This window comes from Asanoa siamensis (assembly GCF_016862555.1).
In the GTDB taxonomy this organism is placed as follows: Bacteria; Actinomycetota; Actinomycetes; order Mycobacteriales; family Micromonosporaceae; genus Asanoa; species Asanoa siamensis.
In genome coordinates this window covers 84,484-100,315 of record NZ_BONE01000017.1, presented here as the reverse complement: position 1 = coordinate 100,315, position 15,832 = coordinate 84,484, and the positions used below count along the sequence as shown (strand labels likewise).

19 protein-coding genes are annotated in these 15,832 nt (G+C 73.2%); 10 read left to right on the top strand and 9 right to left on the bottom strand.

Annotation, left to right across the window (positions count from 1 at the left end; translation table 11 throughout):
- Positions 1-40 precede the first annotated feature (40 nt).
- Positions 41-760, bottom strand: a complete 720-nt coding sequence (locus tag Asi02nite_RS12880) for an SDR family oxidoreductase (RefSeq protein ID WP_203712806.1) — start codon at positions 758-760, stop codon at positions 41-43.
- A 60-nt stretch (positions 761-820) separates the two neighbouring features.
- On the opposite strand from Asi02nite_RS12880, the gene Asi02nite_RS12875 reads away from it, so the two are divergent.
- On the top strand, positions 821-1,213 hold the full coding sequence (locus Asi02nite_RS12875) for a MerR family transcriptional regulator (RefSeq protein ID WP_203712804.1): 393 nt from the start codon (positions 821-823) through the stop codon (positions 1,211-1,213).
- A 1-nt stretch (position 1,214) separates the two neighbouring features.
- Entirely contained in the window at positions 1,215-2,081 is an 867-nt protein-coding gene (locus Asi02nite_RS12870) for a TIGR03620 family F420-dependent LLM class oxidoreductase (RefSeq protein WP_203712802.1), read from the top strand.
- A gap of 25 nt (positions 2,082-2,106) precedes the next feature.
- On the opposite strand, the gene Asi02nite_RS12865 is transcribed toward Asi02nite_RS12870, so the two are convergent.
- Positions 2,107-2,577 (bottom strand): HD domain-containing protein, encoded by a 471-nt coding sequence (locus Asi02nite_RS12865; protein ID WP_203712800.1) that lies wholly within the window; start codon positions 2,575-2,577, stop codon positions 2,107-2,109.
- An 83-nt stretch (positions 2,578-2,660) separates the two neighbouring features.
- Here Asi02nite_RS12865 and Asi02nite_RS12860 point away from each other — a divergent pair, with 83 nt between their 5' ends.
- The 3 genes from Asi02nite_RS12860 to Asi02nite_RS12850 are packed head-to-tail and all read left to right on the top strand — an operon-like array spanning position 2,661 to position 5,138.
- Complete coding sequence (locus Asi02nite_RS12860; protein WP_203712798.1) at positions 2,661-3,035, top strand: hypothetical protein; 375 nt, start codon at positions 2,661-2,663, stop codon at positions 3,033-3,035.
- A gap of 37 nt (positions 3,036-3,072) precedes the next feature.
- A complete protein-coding gene (locus Asi02nite_RS12855; RefSeq protein WP_239126677.1) occupies positions 3,073-3,993 on the top strand; it encodes a 1-phosphofructokinase family hexose kinase in 921 nt (306 codons plus the stop codon).
- Between the two features lie 44 nt (positions 3,994-4,037).
- Complete coding sequence (locus tag Asi02nite_RS12850; RefSeq protein WP_203712796.1) at positions 4,038-5,138, top strand: ABC-2 transporter permease; 1,101 nt, start codon at positions 4,038-4,040, stop codon at positions 5,136-5,138.
- A 32-nt stretch (positions 5,139-5,170) separates the two neighbouring features.
- Here the strand turns inward: Asi02nite_RS12850 and Asi02nite_RS12845 are convergent, their stop codons facing one another.
- The 3 genes from Asi02nite_RS12845 to Asi02nite_RS12835 all read right to left on the bottom strand — a co-directional run bounded on the left by Asi02nite_RS12845 (position 5,171) and on the right by Asi02nite_RS12835 (position 7,347).
- Complete coding sequence (locus tag Asi02nite_RS12845; protein ID WP_203712794.1) at positions 5,171-6,091, bottom strand: hypothetical protein; 921 nt, start codon at positions 6,089-6,091, stop codon at positions 5,171-5,173.
- Entirely contained in the window at positions 6,088-6,651 is a 564-nt protein-coding gene (locus Asi02nite_RS12840; RefSeq protein WP_203712793.1) for a hypothetical protein, read from the bottom strand. The genes Asi02nite_RS12845 and Asi02nite_RS12840 overlap by 4 nt, the downstream gene beginning before the upstream one ends.
- Positions 6,652-6,744: 93 nt before the next feature.
- The gene (locus Asi02nite_RS12835) at positions 6,745-7,347 is read right to left on the bottom strand and encodes a TetR/AcrR family transcriptional regulator (RefSeq protein ID WP_203712791.1); all 603 of its coding nucleotides are present in this window, start codon (positions 7,345-7,347) and stop codon (positions 6,745-6,747) included.
- A gap of 113 nt (positions 7,348-7,460) precedes the next feature.
- Between Asi02nite_RS12835 and Asi02nite_RS12830 the strand changes: the two genes are divergently transcribed.
- The 4 genes from Asi02nite_RS12830 to Asi02nite_RS12815 all read left to right on the top strand — a co-directional run bounded on the left by Asi02nite_RS12830 (position 7,461) and on the right by Asi02nite_RS12815 (position 10,791).
- Positions 7,461-8,009 carry a hypothetical protein gene (locus tag Asi02nite_RS12830; RefSeq protein WP_203712789.1) on the top strand — a complete coding sequence of 183 codons (549 nt, stop codon included), beginning with the start codon at positions 7,461-7,463 and terminating at the stop codon, positions 8,007-8,009.
- 1 nt (position 8,010) lies between these two features.
- On the top strand, positions 8,011-9,408 hold the full coding sequence (locus Asi02nite_RS12825; RefSeq protein ID WP_203712787.1) for a dihydrolipoyl dehydrogenase family protein: 1,398 nt from the start codon (positions 8,011-8,013) through the stop codon (positions 9,406-9,408).
- A 52-nt stretch (positions 9,409-9,460) separates the two neighbouring features.
- Positions 9,461-9,763, top strand: coding sequence for a hypothetical protein (locus Asi02nite_RS12820; RefSeq protein WP_203712785.1), 303 nt, complete (start codon positions 9,461-9,463; stop codon positions 9,761-9,763).
- A 98-nt stretch (positions 9,764-9,861) separates the two neighbouring features.
- The gene (locus Asi02nite_RS12815; protein ID WP_239126676.1) at positions 9,862-10,791 is read left to right on the top strand and encodes a CE1 family esterase; all 930 of its coding nucleotides are present in this window, start codon (positions 9,862-9,864) and stop codon (positions 10,789-10,791) included.
- Between the two features lie 12 nt (positions 10,792-10,803).
- On the opposite strand, the gene Asi02nite_RS42305 is transcribed toward Asi02nite_RS12815, so the two are convergent.
- Positions 10,804-12,312 (bottom strand): serine/threonine protein kinase, encoded by a 1,509-nt coding sequence (locus Asi02nite_RS42305; RefSeq protein ID WP_203712783.1) that lies wholly within the window; start codon positions 12,310-12,312, stop codon positions 10,804-10,806.
- A 158-nt stretch (positions 12,313-12,470) separates the two neighbouring features.
- Here Asi02nite_RS42305 and Asi02nite_RS12805 point away from each other — a divergent pair, with 158 nt between their 5' ends.
- Positions 12,471-13,370: a UbiA family prenyltransferase gene (locus Asi02nite_RS12805; protein ID WP_203712781.1), complete on the top strand. Its 900-nt coding sequence runs from the start codon at positions 12,471-12,473 to the stop codon at positions 13,368-13,370.
- Between the two features lie 46 nt (positions 13,371-13,416).
- Here Asi02nite_RS12805 and Asi02nite_RS12800 read toward each other — a convergent pair whose 3' ends face one another.
- Genes Asi02nite_RS12800 through Asi02nite_RS12790 form a run of 3 tightly spaced genes read right to left on the bottom strand, consistent with a single transcriptional unit; the run spans position 13,417 to position 15,829 of the window.
- Positions 13,417-14,202, bottom strand: a complete 786-nt coding sequence (locus Asi02nite_RS12800; RefSeq protein ID WP_203712779.1) for an ABC transporter permease — start codon at positions 14,200-14,202, stop codon at positions 13,417-13,419.
- Positions 14,199-15,149 (bottom strand): ATP-binding cassette domain-containing protein, encoded by a 951-nt coding sequence (locus Asi02nite_RS12795; RefSeq protein ID WP_203712777.1) that lies wholly within the window; start codon positions 15,147-15,149, stop codon positions 14,199-14,201. Before Asi02nite_RS12795 ends, Asi02nite_RS12800 begins: the two co-directional genes overlap by 4 nt.
- Entirely contained in the window at positions 15,146-15,829 is a 684-nt protein-coding gene (locus tag Asi02nite_RS12790) for a DUF4097 family beta strand repeat-containing protein (RefSeq protein ID WP_203712776.1), read from the bottom strand. Before Asi02nite_RS12790 ends, Asi02nite_RS12795 begins: the two co-directional genes overlap by 4 nt.
- Between the last annotated feature and the right edge of the window lie 3 nt (positions 15,830-15,832).

Below are 15,832 nucleotides of genomic sequence, written 5' to 3'. Positions count from 1 at the left end.
TCGGCTTCGATCTCTTCCGCATCCGGAGCGGGCGCGGCGTCTAGGGGGTCGGGCCGAAGATGGCCGCCTGGACGTCGGCGTAGAACGTCGCCGGGTCGCCGGCCAGGGCCGCCTTGACGTTGGCGGTGACGGCGTCGCCGATGATCTCCAGCTTGCCGGCTTCGAGGCCGTCGAGGGCCAGGGCCACGACCTCGGCCGGGGGGAGCTTCGGGATGTCGTACGCGGCCATCATGTCGGTGTCGGCGACCGCCAGGGCCAGCGCGGTGACCTGGGTCTTCTGGGCGGCGAGCTCCATGCGTACGCCGTTGGTGAGCGACCATTCCGCCGCCTTCGCCGCCGCGTAGCCGTTGCTGTCGGGCGCGTAGACGTACCAGGAGAGTGCCGAGATGACGTTGAGGATGGCGCCGCCGGCGAGGCGCGGGGCAAAGGCCCGGGTGACGTGGAGCGTGCCCCAGAAATGCGTGTCGAACTCGCGGCGGACGTTGTCCAGGCTGTCGCCGAGGAGGGGAGCGGGCGTCGAGATGCCCGCGTTGTTGATCAGGATGTCCAGGTCGCCGACCCGGGCCGCCGCCGCCTCGATCGAGGCCGCGTCGGTGACGTCCAGGTGGAGCGGGGTGACGCCGGGGGTGTCGATGAGCTCGGGACGACGGCCGGTGGCGTAGACGGTGCTCGCGCCGCGGGCGACGAGCGCCTCGACGAAGGCCTTGCCCAGACCGCGGTTGGCGCCGGTGACGAGGGCTTTTGCTCCGGTGATCTGCATGGGGGCTACGCTAAAACCTGACGTTGACGTCAGCGGCAAGGGGCGAGACGGGGGTCACACATGCGGATCGGAGACGTGGCGGCGCTGGCCGCGGTGAGCGTCCGGGCGCTCCGCTACTACGAGGAGCAGGGCCTGCTGGCCTCCAGTCGCAGCCCGAGCGGGCAGCGGCACTACGCGCAGGGCGCGGTCGAGCGGGTCAAGCTGATCCAGTCGCTGTACGGCGCGGGGCTCTCCAGCAGGACGATCGCCGACCTGCTGCCCTGCGTCGACGCCCAGGTCAGCACGCCGGAGTCGCGGGCGCTGCTGGCCGCCGAGCGCGACCGCATCGACCGGCAGATCGCGGAGTTGACCCGCACGCGGGCCAAGCTCGACGCCATCATCGAGCAGACCTCGCGGCCGAACCCGCACTGCGACTACACGACCGAACCGGGCCGCGTGGAGGCGAGCACCTGAGATGAACCTGGGGCGCGTAGGAATCTGGAGTCCCGAGCTGCGGTTCGGGCCGGCGGAGGCGTCCGCCGAGGCCGCGGCCGAACTCGACGAGGCCGGCTTCCGGGCGATCTGGCTGCCCGGCTTCGGGCGTAACAGCGACCTGTTCCAGGTGTCGGAGAACCATTTGCGCAGCACCACGCGGGCCGTCGTGATCACGGCGGTGCTGGGCATCTTCGGGGCCAGCCCCGCGGAGTCGGCCGCGAACCACGTGCGCCTGCGCGGGGCGTACGACGGACGCTTCGTGCTCGGTCTGGGCTGGAGTTCCGCCGAGACGGCGCGGAAGGTCGGCGGCCGCACCGTGCTCAGACCGGTCCAGGACGTCGCCGAGTACCTCGACGCCCTCGACGGGCAGGTGCCGCCGGGGGAGCGGCTGCTCGCCGCGCTCGGCCCGCGGATGGCCCGCCTCGGAGCCGAGCGCACCCTGGGCATCCACCCGTTCCTGGTCACCCCCGAGTACGCGGCGTCGATCCGCCCGATCATCGGCGACCGGGCGCTGCTCGCACCGCACGTCCCGGTGGTCTTCTCCCGCGACCCGCGCGAGGTCCGGGCGCGCGCCCGCGACCTCATGGCCCCGTTCTTCGGCATGCCGACCTACGGCGGCAACCTGCTGCGGCAGGGGTTCACCGAGGACGACCTCACCCACGGGGGAACCGACCGCCTCGTCGACGCGCTGACCGCCTGGGGCGACGCGGACAGCATCGCCGCACGGCTGCGAGCACACCTGGACGCCGGCGCGGACCACGTCGCGGTGCAGATCCTCGGCGGCGGGCCCGGCTATCCCCGCGCGGAATGGCGCGAGCTCGCCGCCCTCACCGAACGACTGGCCTAGGTTCTGGCTGGGAGCGGGTGGCCGACTACGCGCTGGACCGGGCGCTGCGCCACGCGCGGTCGGTCTGACCCGCGCTCAGGCGGTGCTCGACGCGCCGGACGGCGGCGTACAGCTGCGGTTGACGATCGCGGTGTGCGGCGGCGTTCGGCGAGTCCGGCCCGTGTCGGTTCAGCATGTCCGCGAGGCGCTCGTCGAAGGTCATCATCCGACCGTTGGGGCCGATCGTCTGGTCGGCGTAGAGAAGCGCGTCCGAGACCGGCGACTCCTCGCGCGGAAACTCGGTCAGGGCCTCGTCGAGCCCGCGGACCCGCGCGACGGACAGCGCCGCGGAATGGTGCGCGACGAGTGCGGCGATCCGCAGCGGCCACCCGATCCGGCGCAGGTGGCGGGCACCGTCGAGGGGATGGAAGCCGGAGTCGCGCAGCCGGGCGGCGTACCCGATGTCGTGCAACCAGGGCGCCGCGAGCAGGACGTCACCCTCACCATCCGGGCCCACGGTGTCCAGCAGCTCCTCGGCCCGGCTGTGCGATCGCGCTCGACCTCAGCCGGCGCCGCCCCGAGCTGGTCGGCGCGCTCGCGATGATGGAGGGCCATCTGCGGCCCCTGCCGGACTGGGCGACGGTCGAGGTGTTCCGGCCCATCCGCGAGCCCGGCGTCGGGGAACGCCTGGTGCTCGAGGAGAACTTCCTCCTCGACGCGCTGCTGCCGGCGGCGATCCCGGGCGTGGATCTGTCCGAGTACCGCCGGCCGTACCCCGATCCGGCGTCGCGCCGGCCGCTGCTGCAGTGGGCGCGCCAGATCCCGGTCGCCGGTCATCCGTCCGATGTGGTCGAACTGCTGGTCGCGGGCCCCTTTCCCGCTGGTTGGCGGAGCCAGGAGTCGTCTAGCTCCAGGCGCACGCGTCCTCGGAGGCCGGCGTTCGTCGCGTCATCACCAAACGTTCACCGCCGATAAAGGCCCGCAGCGCTTGTCGATGGGCAAGCATGGAGTCATGGGTGACGAGCGCGTCATGGTGTTCGGGCCGGCGCCGCAACTGACGATCACCGTCGAGCAGCCCGCCGACCACGTCGAGATCCATGTCCACCCGGGTGGGCAGGGCGTCTGGCAGGCCCGCATGCTCGTCAACCTCGGGGTCGACGTGGTGTTCTGCACCGCGCTCGGCGGCGAGCTCGGCCGGGTCCTGCGGCCGCTGCTCGAGGCCGAGGGCGTCGAGCTGCTGGTCGTGGAGCGGGAGACCGGCAGCGGGGGCTACGTCCACGACCGGCGCGACGGGCACCGCGACGAGATCGCCGACGTGCCCGGGCACCCGCTGAGCCGGCACGAGATGGACGAGATCTACGACGCCGCGCTGGCCGCCGGGCTGCGTACGCCGGTCAGCCTCCTCTCCGGGCCGCCGGACGCCTCGATAGTCTCCGCCGACCTGTACCGGCGACTCGCGACCGACCTCGGCACGCACGGCGGCCAGGTGGTGGCCGACCTGTCGGGTGACTATCTGACCGCCGTCCTGGCCGGCGGGCCGGCGTTCGTCAAGGTCAGCCATCAGGAGCTGCTCGACGACGGGCGGGCCGCCGACGAGTCGGACGAGGCACTGCTCGCGGCGATGCGGTCGCTGTGCGCCGACGGTGCGCGGTCCGTCCTGGTCAGCCGGGCGGACGAGGGCGCGCTGGCGTTGCTCGACGGCAAACCGTACGAGGTGGACACGCCGCGGATGGAAGCCGTGGACCCGCGCGGTGCCGGGGACTCGATGACCGCGGGGGTCGCGGCCGTGCTGACCCGCGGCGGGGACCTGGAGACGGCGGTACGCACGGGTGCGGCCGCCGGCGCCCTCAACGTGACGCGCCATGGTCTCGGCACCGGTCGCGCCGACGCGGTCACGACGCTCGCCGAGCGCATCACGCTTCGCGCGTTGTAGCGGGACGGCGCAGCCAGCTCATAAATCGTCCATATCATCATTTGGTGGACCAAGACGGACGCGTCTCCGGGCGGCGCATCGTCGCGCGGGAGATCACCGATGCCTTCCGCCCACGGCGGGAGATGCCCGCCGTGGTGCCGCTGCGGCAAGCGATCATGACGGGGATCGGTCCGCTCCTCCTCGCGCTGATCGTCGGGGTCGGCTTCATCGCCGCCTTCGTCATCGCTCTCCACGATCCGAAGCCCGACGACGTCCCGGTCGCCGTGGTACGCGGGGACCAGCCCGCGGAGGCGCTCCTCGCCGCCGTCCGGGGTCAGGGCCGGCAGCTCGAGGCCATCGCCTTCGACGACGCGGCCGCCGCCGATCGGGCCCTGCGCCGGCAGGACGTCTACGCCGTGCTCGCCACCTCGACGACCGGGGCGGGGCTGACGTTGACCACGGCCAGTGCCGCCGGCCCGGCCGCCACCGCCGTCATCACGGGGTTCGTCACCGTGGCCGCGCGACGCGCCGGCACGCCACTCGCGGTGGTCGACGCCGTACCCGTCGATCCCGACGACCCGCGCGGAGTCGTGCCGTTCTATCTGGCCCTGGGTCTGGTCATCGGCGGCTACTTCGGCGGGATCTCGCTCAGCCTGGCGCTGGGCACGGTGCCGCGCAACCTGCCCCGGGCCGCCCTGCGCATCGGCGGGCTCGCGCTGCACGCTGTGTTGCTCTCGCTCGGCGGAACCCTCATCGTCGGGCCGGGCGCCGACATCTGGCACCAGAACCTCGCGGGGCTCTTCGGTGCGGGGGCGCTGCTGGCCTTCACCGCGGCACTGTTCGCCTCCGCCGTCCAGGCGTGGCTCGCCCGGGTCGGCACCACGCTGATCATTCTGGTGGTGGTGGTGCTGGGCAATCCCGGCTCCGGCGGCATCTACCCGGCCGAGTTCCTGCCCGGCTTCTTCCGGGGCATCCACGACTGGGACCTGCCCGGCCTCGGCTCGGATCTCGTCCGGTCGGTCGTGTACTTCCCGGCCGGCACGGCCGGCTGGCCCGCGGGCAAGCTGGCGATCTGGTGCGTCGGGAGCGTCGTCCTGCTGCTGGGCGCCATGCTCGTGCTAGGCCGCCCGGTGCGGAGTCCGGGCGGGTGGCGGCGAGCGCACTGAGCTGAACGCGGCGCGGGGCCGCCCGGGTGCGGTCAGCAGGAATCCGTTGTCCGCGCGCCCGGGAACCTGAACACCAGGCGGAGGTCGTCCGTCTTCGGCACCACGATCGCCTGGCCGTGGTCCGGCCAACGCGTGGGCAGGAAGAGATACTGCCCGCCGGCCTGGACGATCAGGTGCATCTCGTCGTAGCGGAAGACGGTGTCCTCTCCCTCGCCCTGGCAGCGGGTCTCCCGCGCTCCCGCCGAGGCGAGGTTCAGCCGTGTGCTCGAGTAGAGCGCGGCTTCCGGCCAGTCCGGCAGGCTCTGGACGACCTGGTTCCCGCGGCGTGTCCCCACGGCGGCGGACCAGTCGCCGGCCGCCCAGAAGAGGCCGACACTGACGAGGAGGAAGACAGCCGCCCACTCCGCGGCCAGCAGGGCCGGTGGCTCGGGTGACCGGCGGCCGCCGGCGCGCCGGTCGCGCTGGTCGCGCCACCAGCGCAGGGTGCGGGAGGCGAGCAGCAACAGGACCACGCCGACCGCCAGGGCGATGCCGGGCAGCGCCAGGTACCGCAGCAGTGCGTGCGGCGCGAGCAGACCAGTGACCGCGACGGCCAGCAGCGCGGTGCCGAGCAGGGCCGCCCCGGCCGCGACGGCGGGGGCGGCGGCGCGCCGCCGGGCGGGGGTGATCCGCGGCGCGAGCAGCCGGTATCCCCACAGGACGACCAGCCCCATCCCGGCGACCGCGGTGAGCGGCACGAACAGGCCGTCGGCGCTGCGTACCAGATAGTCCTGTGTGGTCAGTCCGAAGACGGTGTAGTCGACGCCGAACGTGCCGAAGAACCAGAAGGCGTGCAGGAGCCCGAAGTAGTACATCAGCGCGGTGAGCAGGGTGGCCGGCCCGAGGACGGAGCCGGCCACCCTGAGGACGGTCGCGGGCGTGGACGGGCCGGGCTGCGCCTGCCGCCGGGTCACGGCGTCGCCGTGGCCGAGGGCACCTCACTCGGCCCGGGTGAAGGGACCTCGTCGCACCACAGCTCGACGACGAGGGTGATGGTGCCGCCGCGCGGGACGTAGAGGACCGGGATCGACCAGCCCTGCCCGGTGTCCTCCGCCGTGGTGCCGGGCACGTTGCGGACGTGGGTCGTGCAGCCCGTACGCCCGTCCGGGTCGAGACTGCCGTCCGCGGTGACGGCCAGGCTGATGCACTGGTCGCCACCACAGGCGGCGGCGATGAGCTGTCGGAGCTGTCGCTGCGCGTCGGAGAGCTCGCGCCCCAGCAACTCGTCGGTGGGCAGCGGGATGCGCAGCGGCGAGCCCGCGGCGCCGGGCCCCTTCGAGCCTTGCGGACGCCCGCCCGGCGCCGGCCCACCCGGCGCCTCGACGCGGGGCGACCGTGGCGCGGAAGCCGCCGTCGTGGGGGAGCCGGACGCGGCGGGCTCGGGCCCGCCCGACGACATGCCGCCACACGCGGCGAGGAGCAGGAAGACCGCCGGGAACGTCAACCCGGCACCGATTCTCGCGTACGAGGGCATGACCCACCCCTTCCGGAAGCGTGCACCATGCGGACGGCGCGGGGCCGAGCGCTGATACACCACCGCCGGTGGAAAGGGCGGGACGCAGGTCGGTTATGCGGCGGTCGCGGGGGTCTGGCGGGAGCCGTGGATGTCGACGAGGCCGTCGACGCCGCGGAGGAAGGTTTCGCAGATCGTCGCCGGGTCGAAGAGGCAGCCCGCCGCCATCGCGCCGTCGCGGAGCATGACGAAGTGCTGGGCTGCCTGGGCCGCCTTCGTCTCCTCGATGGTCGTCATCAGCGTGCTGATCGTGTCGAGGAACCACTGCCGGTGGGTCAGGACCGCCTGGTGCACCGGGTGCGCGGGATCTGGGTATTCCGCCACCGCGTTCAGGAAGGCGCAGCCGCGGAAACCGGGTGACTGGATGCTCTCCGCGATCCCCGCCGCCACTGCCCGGACGGCCGCGCTCGCCGAGGGGGCCGCGGCGACCGCCGCGTCGACCTGGCCGCGGATGCCCTGGTCGACCGTCTGCAGGTAGGCGAGGACCAGGTCCTCCTTGCCCGGGAAGTGCCGGTAGAACGTGGCCCGGGTCACTTTCGCCTCGGCGATGATCCGGTCGACGCCGATCGCGTGGATCCCCTCCGCGTAGAAGATGCCGGTCGCCGTGGTGAGCAGCCGCAGGCGCGCCTCGGAGGGCCGGGTCTCGTTGCGAACCATGCACCCAGCGTAGCAGATAGAACGTTCCGTCTTGACAAATCGCCTCGCCGTGGGTCACCGTTGCGGCAAGACAGAACGTTCGTTCTTTCGCCAGTACCACCGAAGGGATCACCATGACCACCGTTGTCGCAGAGGGCACCTCGACGACGGCAGCCGCGCTGCGCCGGCTGTACTTCGCCCGTTTCGCGTTCGCCGTCGTCTGGGCCGCCGTGACGTTCGCGGTCGCCGACAGCCTCAGTCCGCTGGCTGTCGCGCTCTTCGTGCTCTACCCGCTGGTCGACGTGGCCGCCGCGGTCGTCGACCTGCGCGCGTCGCGCACGACCACCCTGCTCCGCGTCAACATCGCGGTCAGCCTCCTCGCCGCGGTCGGCCTGGCCTTCGCCGGCGCATCCGGCATCCCGGCCGTCCTACGGGTGTGGGGCGCCTGGGCGATCGTCGCCGGCCTCGTCCAACTGATCGTGGCCCTCACCCGCCGCGGCATGGGCGGCCAGTGGCCAATGATCATCAGCGGCGGCCTCTCCGTGCTCGCGGGCGGCGCGTTCGTCGCCGGCGCGGCCGCGGCCGATCCGGCCCTGACCAACGCGATCGGATACGCCATCCCGGGCGCCATCTTCTTCCTCATCGCCGCCATCCGCCTGGGCCGCGCGGCGAAGGGCGACTGACGTGACGTACGACGTCATCGTCCTCGGGGCGGGACCGGTCGGCGAGAACGTCGCCGACCGGGTGGTGCGGGGCGGGCTGACCGCCGCCGTCGTCGAGCGGGAGCTCGTCGGTGGCGAGTGCTCCTACTGGGCCTGCATGCCGACGAAGGCGTTGCTGCGCAGTGCGGCGGCCCTGCAGGCGGCGCGCGCCGTGCCGGGCGCCCGCGAAGCCGTCACGGGCGACCTGGACGCCGCGGCCGTCCTACGCCGTCGCGACGCGTTCGCGGCGCACTGGACCGACCAGAAACAGGCGTCCTGGCTCGAATCGGCCGGGATCGCGCTGCACCGGGGCCACGGCCGGATCGCCGCCGACCGCGTCGTCGAGGTGGACGGCGGCCGGACCACCCTGACCGCCCGGCACGCGGTCGTCGTGGCGACCGGCAGCGGCGCGCTGGTCCCGCCCCGGTTCCGCGCGGCGGCGCCGTGGACGAGTCGGGAAGCGGCCGCCGCACAGAAGGTCCCCGGCCGGCTCGCCGTCATCGGCGGCGGCGTGGTCGCGACCGAGATGGCGACCGCGTTCACGAGCCTCGGCGCCGCCGTGACGCTGCTCGCGCGCGGCCCCCTGCTGTCGCGGGCGGAGCCGTTCGCCGGTGAGCGGGTCACGACGTCCCTGCGGGAGGCGGGCGCCACCGTACGGACCGGCGTCGAGGTCGCCTCGGTGACCCGGGACAGCGACGGCACGGTCCACCTCACCCTCACCGACGGCGAGCGGATCGAAGCCGACGAACTGCTGGTCGCCGTCGGCCGCACGCCGAACACCGCGGACATCGGCCTGGACCGGATCGGCCGCGAGCCCGGCGGCTGGCTTCCGGTCGACGACACGTTCCGGGTCACAGACGGAGGTGGTTGGCTCTACGCCGCCGGCGACGTCACCGGGCGCGCGCTGCTGACCCATCAGGGCAAGTACCAGGCGCGCGCTGTGGGCGACGTGATCGTGGCGCGGGCGAAAGGCGAGGCCGTCGAGGACGCCCCGTGGGGCCGGCACGTGGCCACGGCCGACGCGCGGGCCGTGCCGCAGGTCGTCTTCACGGACCCCGAGGTCGCCTCGGTCGGGCTGACCGCGGCCGAGGCCGCGGCGGCCGGGATCCGCACCCGGGTCGTCGACTATGACCTCGGCGCCGTCGCGGGAGCCGCGCTGCACGCCGACGGCTACGCGGGACACGCCCGGATGGTCGTCGACGAGGACCGGCAGGTGCTGGTCGGCTGCACGCTGGTGGGCCCGGACGTCGCGGAACTGCTGCACGCCGCGACGGTCGCGGTGGTCGGCGAGGTGCCGCTGCAGCGCCTGTGGCACGCCGTGCCCGCGTACCCGACCGTCAGCGAGATCTGGCTGCGCCTGCTCGAAGCGTACGGCCGATGATCTGTCGCATTTGTGGTTAAAGTCGGAAAACTACCGTGAGGGGAACGGCATCATGCCTACCAAGATCTCGTTGATCATCGACAATCCCGCGAACCCGGAGGCGTTCGAGCAGGCGTACGCGAAGGTGCGGCAGGCGGCCGAGCAACTCCCGAAGCTCCAGCGGCTCGAGTCGGCCAAGGTATGGCCGAAGGAGGACGGCACGCCGACGCCCGCGTACCGGACGCTGGACCTCTACTTCGCCAGCTACGAGGACGCCTCGGCCGCGGTCACCACACCCGCCGCCGCCGCGCTGTTCGGCGGCCTGACGGGCACCCAGGTGACGTTCATGGGCCTCTTCTCGGACATGGAGGAGTAGCAGCGTCCACAGTGGGCGCGGACCTCCGGCGTTGCGAAGCCGTATCGGTCGTGCGGTCGGGGCTGCGCGCGGGCACCGACCATCGGCACGCTCGTCCTATGACCACATGGCTGTGCCACCACCGCCAGAGACTCGCCGCGATGTGTTCCGTCGCCCTCGTCGCGCTGCTCGCGGGGTGCGGCGTAACCGACGAGCCGGCATCCGCGCCCACGACCGCCGCCACCTCGGCCGCGCCGGCACCGCAGGAGAAGCCCGGCCCGGGCGACCACGACCTGACGCTGCCCTGGGACGGCAAGCAGCGCGAATACCTCCTGCACGCACCCCCCGGTCACACGCCTGACAAGCCGGTGCCGCTGGTGCTGGCGTTCCACCCCTATCCCGGCACCGGCAAAGGCGTTCGGGTCACCGCGGGGCTCGACGCGCTGGCCGACGAGCACGGCTTCCTGGTCGCCTACCCCAACGGCATCATGAGCGGCTTCAACGCACTGGTCTGCTGCGGCAACGAGGACGACGTCGGCTTCGTCGGCGCGCTGGTCGAGCACCTGACGAAGAACTGGGGCGGCGACCCCGACCGCGTCTACGCGACCGGCATCTCCAACGGCGCCGACCTGTCGTTCCGGCTCGCGGTGGATCTGCCGGGCGTGTTCGCGGCCGTCGCGCCGGTCAGCGGTGGGTTCGGGGGCACGCGAGCGGCGGACCCGGCGTACGCGCCCAAGGAACCGGTCTCGGTGTTGACCTTCGTCGGCGGCAAGGACCGTTTCATCGGCGACTTCGAGAACGGCATCAAGAACTGGCAGACCCGATCGGCCTGTACGCCGGGCGCGGCGACGCCGGTCAAGGGTGGCAAGGGAATCACCCGCACCGTCGCCCCGTGCGGCAACGGCAGCGAGTTCGTGACCTACCGCCTGCCGGAGCAGGGCCACAGCTGGCCGGGAGCGACCCAGGGTGGGCTCGCCGGACCCGACGCCGGCATCAACGCCTCGGAGCTGATCTGGGAGTTCTTCCAGGCCCATCCCCGGAAGTCCTGAACGGCCGTCGGTTCAGCGCAGTGACCACTTCTGGTTGTCGGCGCCCGTGCACTGCCAGATCTGCAGCGGCGCGCCGTTCGTGGTCTTCAGGTCGACCACGTCAACGCAGCGGTCGGCCGGGAGGCTGACCAGGTCGTGCGACGGGTTCAGGTTGAACCGCTGTGACGCGCGGCCGTCGCAGGTGGACAGCCGCACCCGCGCGCCGTCCGCTGTGGAACCACCGGCGACGTCGAGGCACATGCCGAGCGCGCGGACCGTGCGGTCCGAGCCGAGGGTCCAGCGCTGGCCCGGCAGGTCGCGGCAGTCGGTGATCTGGATCTGCTGACCCGCGCTGGCCGTTCCGGACGGGACGGTGATGCAGCGGTTGCTGCCGTGCCCGACGATCGGGCGGCCGGCGGCGGGTGGCGCGGCCGTCTTCGTCGGTGAGGGCGGCGGCGCCTCCCCGCCGCCCGGCACCGCTGTCACCGGGACCCGGCTCGGCGTCCCGGGCGCGGACGGCGTGGGCTTGCCACTGGTCGGCCGACCCGGTGTGCCACTGGGCCGCGACGAAGGTCTCGAGGACACCGACGCCAGTGGACCGGTGGCCGCGGCCTCGTCCAGCCCCGGGTCCGCGACCGGCGGGCCGGAGGTGGGCGCCCCGCCGCCGGCATCGCCGAACCCGACCAGCGGCACACCGGCCAGCGCGCCGACCACCAGGACAGCGGCCACCACCCCGATCAGCAGGCGGCGTCGCGGGCGGCCGGGCTGCAGGGGCACCCCGGCCGAAACGTCCGGCGGAGCAGGCATCCGGCCCGCGACCGGTCCTGTGTCGGGCGAAACAGTGTCCAGCACTTCGATCGGGCGGCCCGGCGTCGCGATGGAGGTCGAGCGCGCGTACGGCGACCGCCCCTCCACAGCCGCGTACAGCGTGGCGCCGAGCGACCACAGGTCCGCGGCCGGCCCGGTGTGGCCGTCCATCGCCCGTTCCGGGGCGAGATAGGCCGGCGACCCGAGCACCATGCCGGTACGCGTGACGGTCGGATCGCCCGGCACCGTCGCCAGGCCGAAGTCGGTGAGCACGATCCGCCCGTCGTCGGCGAGCAGCACGTTCGCCGGCTTGACGTCGCGGTGCAGCACGCCCGCCCGGTGCGCGGCGCGCAGGGCCGCCAGCACCGACAGGCCGATCTCGGCCACCCGGGCCGGCGCCAACGGCCCCTCGGCGGCGAGCACCGCGTGCAGCGAGCGGGAGTGCACGAGCTCCATGACGATCCACGGGTCGTCGCCGGTGTGCAGCACGTCGAAGACGCGGACCACGTTGACCTGGTTGAGCCGGGCGATCGCCCGCGCCTCCCGCATCGAGCGCTCCCGCATCTCGCGGCGCTCGTCGTCGGTGAGCCCGGCCGGGGGCACGATCTCCTTGAGGGCCACGTCGCGCCGCAGCGTCTCGTCGCGCGCCAGCCAGACCCGCCCCATTCCGCCCTGTCCGAGCGGTTCGACGAGCCGGTAGCGGTCAGCGATCAACGGTCGAGGGGCGTCGGACACGGTGGGGACCGTACCGGCGGCAATTGAACTCGTCGTATTACTTGGCAGTAAATGGATCCAGCGTCGCGAACATCACAGCCGCGGCTCCCCCGGGCGGGGGAGCGGCCTGGCTCGCGGAGGTGAGGTCCGGTGCGATCCGCCCACCTAGCGTCGGTCGCATGGCGCTCGCTGGAACCGTTCCGAAGACCCGGAGCCACGTCTGGGCGGTCGTACGGCTGACCCGACCCTGGTTCTGGCCCCTGGGGTGGGGAGGGGCCGCGTTCGGTGCGGTCCTCGCCACCGGCGACTGGCTGCCCGCACCCGGCACCCTGCCGGCGACCGTCGCCGTCGGCCTCGTGCTCGGCCCGCTCGTGTGGGGCTCCGTGTTCGCGCTCAACGACCTGCACGACCTGCCCAGCGACCGGCGCAACCCGCGCAAGTCGGCCGCGCCGCTCGTCACCGGTGAGCTGACCCCCGCGGACCTGCGTCGCCTGGCGGCGTGGTGCGCCGTCGCCGCCGTCGTGGCCGCCGCCGTCGCGGGTCCCGTCGTGGTGGTGGGCACCGCGGTCGTGCTCCTGCTGAGCTGGCTCTACAGCGCCCCACCGGTCCGGCTCAAGGCCCGCCCCGGCATGGACGTGGCGGTCAACGCCCTCGCCGTCGGGGTGTTCGGCCCGCTCGGCGGATGGTCGCTGCACCGCCCCGTCCTCGACTACCCGCCGCTGCTGGTGCTGCTCGGCCTGCTCGTCGCGGCCGCCCTCTACCTGCCCACCACGGTCATCGACCGCGACGCCGACCGGGCCGCCGGCTACGCGACCACGGCCGTGCGCTGGAGCGCCTCGGCGTGCTACCGGGCCGGGCTCGTCACCTGGACCCTCGCCAACGTGGTCTGGCTGGTCTGCTGCCACCTCGACGTGTTCCTGACCCGCGACTCGTGGCTGGTCCAGACGGTCGCGGCCCCCTTGCTGGTCGCGGTCTACGCGGCCCTGACCCGCCGGCCCTCGATCCCGCGGCTCGCGGTCGTCGCGCTCGCCTTCGCCGTGCCCGCGACGGACTTCCTCCTCGCCGGCACCGTCCGATGAGGAGCGTGGGGCGGCGTGCCCCCGTGCGCACGCCGCCCACCCCGTGCTACGCCGGGTCGCGGTCGAACCGCGACGTCGACCACACGTAGCCGAGCACCGCGAGGCCGACGCACCACCCGACGGCGAGCCAGCCGTTGTGGCCGATCTGCGCGCCGAGCAGCAGCCCGCGCAGGGTCTCGATGGCCGGCGTGAACGGCTGGTACTCGGCGATCGGCTGGAACCAGCCCGGCATCGCGTGCAGCGGCACGAAGGCGCTGGACAGCAGCGGCAGCAGGATCAGCGGCATCGCGTTGTTGCTGGCCGCCTCCGCGTTCGGGCTGACCAGGCCCATGCCGACCGCGATCCAGGTCAGGGCGAGCGCGAACAGCGCGAGCAGGCCGAGTGCGGCCAGCCAGTCCAGGACGCCGGCGTCCGTCGACCGGAAGCCGATGGCCACCGCGACCGCGCCGACCAGCACCACGCTCAGCACCGACTGCAGGACGCTGCCGACGACGTGACCGACGAGCACCGAGCCGCGGTGGATCGCCATCGTGCGGAAGCGGGCGATGATGCCCTCCGTCATGTCGTTGGAGACGGAGACCGCGGTGCCGATCACGGTGCTGCCGATGGTCATCAGCAGCAGGCCCGGCACGACGTACGCGAGGTAGTCGGACCGGTCGCCGCCGCCGATGCCGGACCCCAGCGCGTCACCGAGGATGTAGACGAACAGCAGCAACAGCATGATCGGCGTGAGCAGCAGGTTGAGCGTCAGGGAGGGATACCGCCGCGCGTGCAGGAGGTTGCGACGCAGCATCGTGGACGAGTCGCGGGCGGTCAGGGCGACAGTGCTCATCGGACGGACTCCAAGGGCCGGCGCGGACTGGTCAGGGCGAAGAACACGTCGTCGAGGTCGGGGGTGTGCACGGTCAGCTCGTCGGCCTCGATCGCGTTCGCGTCGAGCAGGTCGAGGACCGCGCGGAGGTCGCGCTGGCCGCCGTCGCTGGGCACCCGCAGCGCCAGCGCCTCGTCGTCCCGGCTGGCCCGGCCCAGGGCGCGGGCGGCGGCCCGGTACGCGTCCGGGTCGGTGAACCGGAGCCGGACGTGGCCGCCGGGGACGAGCCGCTTGAGCTCCGACGCCGTGCCCTCGGCCGCGATCCGGCCGTCGTGGAGCACCGCGATCCGGTCGGCCAGCTCGTCGGCCTCCTCCAGGTACTGGGTGGTGAGGAAGACGGTGGCGCCGTCCGCGACCAGCTCCCGGATGATGACCCACATGTCGTGCCGGCTGCGCGGGTCGAGGCCGGTGGTGGGCTCGTCGAGGAAGATGACCCGCGGGTTGCCGACCAGCGTCATCGCGAGGTCGAGGCGGCGCTTCATGCCGCCGGAGTAGGTCGAGGCGGGCCTGCGCGCCGCGTCGACCAGGTCGAACCGCTCGATCAGCCGGGCGGCGGTGCGCCTGCCCTCCACCTTGGACAGATGGTGCAGGTCGGCCATCAGCAGCATGTTCTCCTCGCCGGTGATCAGGTTGTCGACGGCGGAGAACTGGCCGGTGACGCCGATCGCGGCGCGGACGGCCTGGGGCGCGGTGGCGAGGTCGTGGCCGCCGACGCGGATCGCGCCGGAGGCCGGGTCGGGGGAGATCAGCGTGGTGAGGATCTTGACGGCGGTGGTCTTGCCGGCGCCGTTCGGACCGAGCAGGGAGAAGATCGTTCCCTCGGGCACGGACAGGTCGACGCCGTCGAGCACGACCTTGTCCCCATAGGACTTTCGCAACCCGTGCGCCGCGATGGCCGGATCGTTCATCGGTGTGCTCCTCGAAGACTGTGGGCGGTGATGTCGCCGTACGCCGTGGTGGCGTGGATCTGGAGGTCGGCGGGGCCGTTGCCGGTGTTCGTCAGCGCGTTGTCGATCCGGCCGAAGCTCGTGCCGGCGTCCAGGGAGGCCGCGACGCCCGGCGTGGCGCCGACGGCGATGTGGCCGGCCTGGGTGCGCAGCACGACCCGGCCCCGCCCGGCCTCGGCGATCCGGATGTCGCCCTTGGCCGTGCTGATCTCGGCGGGGCCGTGGAGGCGGCGGACCGACACGTCGCCGGCGAGCGCGGTGAGCCGGACGCCCGCGGCCTCGTCGATCTCGATCGTGCCGTTCGCGCCGTCGAACGCGACCTCCCTGAACCGGCCCGTGGCGCGGAACTCGGCGCTGGCCGCCTTCGCCTCGACGGCCGACCCGGTGGGCAGGTGGACGGTCACCGCCACGGACCCGGACGGGCCGAAGTACTGGTTCTTCACCGCGGTCGTGACGCGCAGGACGCCGTCGGCGTAGGCGACGTTGGTCTGCTCCGCCGTCCGCACGTCGCGGTCCGCGGCGGCGTCCACGGGTGCGACCTCGACGACGGTGTCGGTCCGGTCGGTGGCCACGAGGTCGACGCGCCCCGCGGGGATGTCGAGGACGGCGGAGATCGGGCTGGGTGTCTCGTACGTGTGCATCGT

Bases quoted from the DNA above. Each gene is read 5' to 3' on its own strand.
- Asi02nite_RS12880 (WP_203712806.1), bottom strand. From the start codon at position 760: ATGCAGATCACCGGAGCAAAAGCCCTCGTCACCGGCGCCAACCGCGGT.
- Asi02nite_RS12875 (WP_203712804.1), top strand. From the start codon at position 821: ATGCGGATCGGAGACGTGGCGGCGCTGGCCGCGGTGAGCGTCCGGGCG.
- Asi02nite_RS12870 (WP_203712802.1), top strand. From the start codon at position 1,215: ATGAACCTGGGGCGCGTAGGAATCTGGAGTCCCGAGCTGCGGTTCGGG.
- Asi02nite_RS12860 (WP_203712798.1), top strand. From the start codon at position 2,661: ATGATGGAGGGCCATCTGCGGCCCCTGCCGGACTGGGCGACGGTCGAG.
- Asi02nite_RS12855 (WP_239126677.1), top strand. From the start codon at position 3,073: ATGGGTGACGAGCGCGTCATGGTGTTCGGGCCGGCGCCGCAACTGACG.
- Asi02nite_RS12840 (WP_203712793.1), bottom strand. From the start codon at position 6,651: ATGCCCTCGTACGCGAGAATCGGTGCCGGGTTGACGTTCCCGGCGGTC.
- Asi02nite_RS12835 (WP_203712791.1), bottom strand. From the start codon at position 7,347: ATGGTTCGCAACGAGACCCGGCCCTCCGAGGCGCGCCTGCGGCTGCTC.
- Asi02nite_RS12830 (WP_203712789.1), top strand. From the start codon at position 7,461: ATGACCACCGTTGTCGCAGAGGGCACCTCGACGACGGCAGCCGCGCTG.
- Asi02nite_RS12820 (WP_203712785.1), top strand. From the start codon at position 9,461: ATGCCTACCAAGATCTCGTTGATCATCGACAATCCCGCGAACCCGGAG.
- Asi02nite_RS12815 (WP_239126676.1), top strand. From the start codon at position 9,862: ATGACCACATGGCTGTGCCACCACCGCCAGAGACTCGCCGCGATGTGT.
- Asi02nite_RS12805 (WP_203712781.1), top strand. From the start codon at position 12,471: ATGGCGCTCGCTGGAACCGTTCCGAAGACCCGGAGCCACGTCTGGGCG.
- Asi02nite_RS12800 (WP_203712779.1), bottom strand. From the start codon at position 14,202: ATGAGCACTGTCGCCCTGACCGCCCGCGACTCGTCCACGATGCTGCGT.
- Asi02nite_RS12795 (WP_203712777.1), bottom strand. From the start codon at position 15,149: ATGAACGATCCGGCCATCGCGGCGCACGGGTTGCGAAAGTCCTATGGG.
- Asi02nite_RS12790 (WP_203712776.1), bottom strand. From the start codon at position 15,829: ATGCACACGTACGAGACACCCAGCCCGATCTCCGCCGTCCTCGACATC.